Raw genomic sequence first — 3,799 nt, forward strand, 5'->3', positions numbered from 1 at the left:
GCCGGTGCGCGACGGGCTGGGCCTGAGCATACGCCTGCGCTAGCGGGCGGAAAGGGGTGGGGATGCGCAAGGCGCTGTTCGCACTGCTGCTGATCGCGCTGGCGGCGCCGGCCGCGGCGCGCGGGGCAGTGACCGACCGCCGCCCGGAGGCCGCGCGGACGCCGCTCGTCGACGAGATCCTGCTCGTCGACGGCACCGTCCTCAGCGGCCACATCGTGGCCGAGACGGACAGCAGCATCACCATCGAGACGGCCAGCCTCGGGCGCGTCGAGGTGCAGCGGGCGCAGATCCAGCGGCTCGCGAAGGCGGGCATCCGCTACGGCGTCGCCGACGACCCCGACTGCAACTCCGTCCTGCTCACGCCGACCCCGGCCACGGTCGGCAAGGGCGATGCCTACTTTCGCAACTTCGAGCTGCTCATCCTGAACGGCGGCTACGGCATCACCGAGAACCTGGACCTCAGTATCGCCACGCTCTTCCCGATCGGCGGTGACTGGAACTTCATCGCCGTCGGGCTCAAGGCCGAGCTGGTCGACCGCGAGACGCACGACCTGGGCCTCGCGATAACCGGCAGCCACCTCATCGCGCCCGATGCGCAGCGCTTCTCCAGCCTCGCCGTGGTGGTCGGGATCGGGGATCGGCGGCGCTCGCTGAGCGTTGCCGCGGATCGCGGCTTCAACGAGGACGGCGAAGCGGCCACGCGCGTCATGGTCGGCGGCGATCTGCAGATCAACCGGCGAACGAAGCTCTTCGCGGAGTGGGCCAGCAGCGAGCTGGCCTTCTCATTCGGCGGTGACGATGACGACGATGACGAGTTCGACGGCTTCATGACGCTCGGCGTGCGCTTCTTCGGCGAGCGCATGGCCTTCACGCTGGGCGGCTTCCGGCCCGTGTCCGCCGACACCGGCAGCCTGCTCTTCCTCCCCCTGGCGATGTTCAGCGTCCATTAGGGCGCGCGCGTTCCTTTCCCCGCAATCCGCCAGGCAGGATTGCGGGGAAATGAACGCGTGCGCCGGCGCTACTTGAGCAGAACTAGTCTGCGCGTGGCGCTGGCGCTGGGCGTTTCCAGGCGCGCCAGGTAGACGCCGCTGGCGAGGCCCTGCGGCTGCCAGGCGAGGCGCGTCTGGCCGGCGGGCAACTCGCGGTCGATCAGCGTTGCCACCGCGCGGCCGTCGGCGCCGAAGACGCGCAGGCGCGCCTGCCCCGCGGCCGGAAGACGCAGGATCAGGGTCGTCGCCGGGTTGAAAGGGTTCGGGTAGGCAGCGAGGCTCGCGTTCACCGCAGGCGCCTCGCCCGCGGCGGTGACCACGTCCTGGAAGCGGTAGAGCCCGCGGCTCGCGGTGAGCACGTAGAGGCCGTCGTCCCAGGGGGAGTAGGCGAGATCGATGGCCGTGCCGGGCAGGGCGCCGGTCTCGTCCTGCCAGCTCGCGCCGAAGTCCCGCGAGATCAGCACACGTCCGTTCGCGGTGACGACGGCGAAGCGATCGGGCGCGGGCCAGGGACCGCCCGGCACCGGTAAGCCAGCCGCGCGCCGGCAGGCGCTGACGAGTACGCGCGTCCAGAGGCCGGGCGCGTCGCTGTAGTAGAGACCGGGGTCGAGGCAGGCGAGCAGGCTCGTCGGGGGCGGCGTGTCGCCCCCGGGCCTGACGTAGGCCACGCTGTGGACGAGCTGGCCCGCAGGCAGGTTGCCGGTCAAGCTGGACCAGCTCGTCCCGCCGGTCTGGCTCCACTTCACGCCGACGTTGCCGGCGAGGTAGAGCTCGCCCGCCGGGCCGCGCTCGAGATCGGTCATCGCGTAGAAGCCGTGGCCGGCCAGCGGCGTCCAGCTGACGCCGGCGTTCGTGGAGCGCAGGAGTTCGCCGGGCGCGATGTCCGACCAGGTGCAAGCGAAGTGCGGCCCGCCGTCCAGGTGCAGCGCATCGGTGACGCTGCCGCCCGTGGACTCGTAGACCCAGGTCTCCGTCGCGCCGAGGTCGTTGCTGTACTCGAGGTAGCCCTTGAAGAAGGCGTTCTCGCGGCCGGTGATCACGCGCAGGGGCAAGGCGTCGGCGTAGTCGATCGCGTAGACCTGGCGGCCGATCCAGCCTTCCCAGTCGCGCTCGGTCCACGCGCCCGTCGGCTGGTCGAAGTAGTGGAAGCCCTCGTAGGTGCCGACGAAGACGCGGCTGCGCAGGGGATCGACGACCACTCGCGTGGCCTGGATGCCGTCCATGCCGACGTACTCCCAGTCCAGCGCCACGGCGGGGAGGCTCAGGGAGAGCAGCAGAAGCGTCAGGAAAGCGCGCGGCATGGGACACCTCCTGGGGGAAGAGTCCCTCCATTATAGCATGGGGACGGTTCAGCCGCGGCGCAGGATGCGCCCGGCGAGCGTCGAGAGCAGGTAGACGGCGCCGGCGAGCAGGATGATCGTCGCGCCGGCCGGCAGGTCGGGTCCGTAGCTCAGCGCGAGGCCGCCCGCGCAGATCAGCGCGCCGAGCAGCACGGCGATCCACATCATCCGGCTCAGCGAGCCCGCGAACTGGCCTGCCACCGCCGCCGGCAGCGTGAGCAGCGCGATGACGAGGATGAGCCCCACGACCTGAATGAGCAGCACCACCGTGACGGCGATCAGGCAGAGCAGGAGCAGGTAGAAGAAGGTCACGCGCACGCCGCGCAGGCGGGCGAACTCCTCGTCGAAGGCGACGGCGAGGAGCTGCTTGTAGAAGGCCGCCACGACGGCGACGAGCAGCAGGTCCAGGCCCACCATCAGGCGCAGGTGTCCCGCGGTCACCATCAGGATGTTGCCGAAGAGCGCGCTCATCAGGTCCACGTTGTAGCCCGGCGTGCGCGCGATGAAGAGAATGCCCACGGCCATCCCCACCGACCAGAGGGCGCCGATCAGGGTGTCCTCGCGCTCGCTGGCCTTCAGGCGCACGGCGCCGATCAAGAGGGCCGCGGCGAGCGCCGCGATCAGCGCGCCGACCAGGGGCGAGCCGCCGAGGTAGGCCGCCACGCCCATGCCGCCCAGCACCGCGTGCGCGATGCCACCGGCGAGGAAGGTGATCCGCTTGACGACCACGAAGGGCCCCATCACGCCGCAGCCGACGCTGGCGAGCAGGCCCGCCGCCAGCGCGTGCTGGAGGAAACCCTGGCTGGCGAGGGCGGCGAAGAAGTCCGGCATCAGCGCGGCCGCCCGGGCTGCGCGCCCGGCGCGTCGGGCGCCAGGTGCGTTTGGTGGTGGATGATCTGCGCGGCGCCGCCGTACATCTCGGCGATGATCGACCCGCTCAGCGCGCTCGTCTCGTGGCAGACGAGGCGCCGGTTCAGGCAGGCCACGCGGCGCACGTAGCCCGAGATGAAGCCGACGTCGTGCGAGACGAGGACGATCGTCAGCTCGCGGTTCAGCTCGCGCAGCAGTTCGAAGAGGCTGGACTCGACCTGGGCATCCACGTTGGCGGTCGGCTCGTCCAGCAGCAGGATGCGCGGCGCGCAGGCCAGGGCCCGCGCGATCAGGACGCGCTGGAGCTGGCCGCCCGAGAGCGTGGCCAGCGGCCGCTCGGCCAGCTCGGCCATCGCCACGGACTCCAGCGCGCGACGCGCCACGGCGTGGTCCTCGCGGCGCCAGCCGAAGAGGCGCCGCGTCTGGCCAAGGCGGCCCTGGAGCACGGCGCGCTCGACCGAGATCGGGAAGTCGCTGGCGAAGGTGCGGAACTGGGGCACGTAGCCGAGCAGCGCGCGGGCCTCCCGCGGGCGCCGGCCGAAGACGCTGACACTGCCCCGCTCGGGCTCGAGCAGGCCGAGCACCAGCCTGAGCAGGGTG

Annotated in this window: 4 protein-coding genes; 1 reads left to right on the top strand and 3 read right to left on the bottom strand. The window is 71.5% G+C overall.

The window, feature by feature from the left end:
- The first annotated feature begins 62 nt into the window (after positions 1-62).
- Entirely contained in the window at positions 63-950 is an 888-nt protein-coding gene (locus FJ251_14330; GenBank protein MBM4118882.1) for a hypothetical protein, read from the top strand.
- A 68-nt stretch (positions 951-1,018) separates the two neighbouring features.
- Here FJ251_14330 and FJ251_14335 read toward each other — a convergent pair whose 3' ends face one another.
- The 3 genes from FJ251_14335 to FJ251_14345 form a co-directional block, all read right to left on the bottom strand.
- Entirely contained in the window at positions 1,019-2,290 is a 1,272-nt protein-coding gene (locus FJ251_14335) for a T9SS type A sorting domain-containing protein (protein ID MBM4118883.1), read from the bottom strand.
- Positions 2,291-2,338: 48 nt separating this feature from the next.
- The gene (locus tag FJ251_14340) at positions 2,339-3,160 is read right to left on the bottom strand and encodes a metal ABC transporter permease (GenBank protein MBM4118884.1); all 822 of its coding nucleotides are present in this window, start codon (positions 3,158-3,160) and stop codon (positions 2,339-2,341) included.
- A partial coding sequence (locus FJ251_14345) for an ATP-binding cassette domain-containing protein (protein ID MBM4118885.1) occupies positions 3,160-3,799 on the bottom strand: 640 nt, incomplete at its 5' end. The genes FJ251_14345 and FJ251_14340, both read right to left, overlap by 1 nt.

The organism is bacterium, from assembly GCA_016873475.1.
Classification (GTDB): Bacteria; Krumholzibacteriota; Krumholzibacteriia; order JACNKJ01; family JACNKJ01; genus VGXI01.

Excerpts from the sequence above, each read along its gene's own strand:
- FJ251_14335 (MBM4118883.1), bottom strand. The coding sequence starts at position 2,290 with ATGCCGCGCGCTTTCCTGACGCTTCTGCTGCTCTCCCTGAGCCTCCCC.
- FJ251_14340 (MBM4118884.1), bottom strand. The coding sequence starts at position 3,160 with ATGCCGGACTTCTTCGCCGCCCTCGCCAGCCAGGGTTTCCTCCAGCAC.
- FJ251_14330 (MBM4118882.1), top strand. The coding sequence starts at position 63 with ATGCGCAAGGCGCTGTTCGCACTGCTGCTGATCGCGCTGGCGGCGCCG.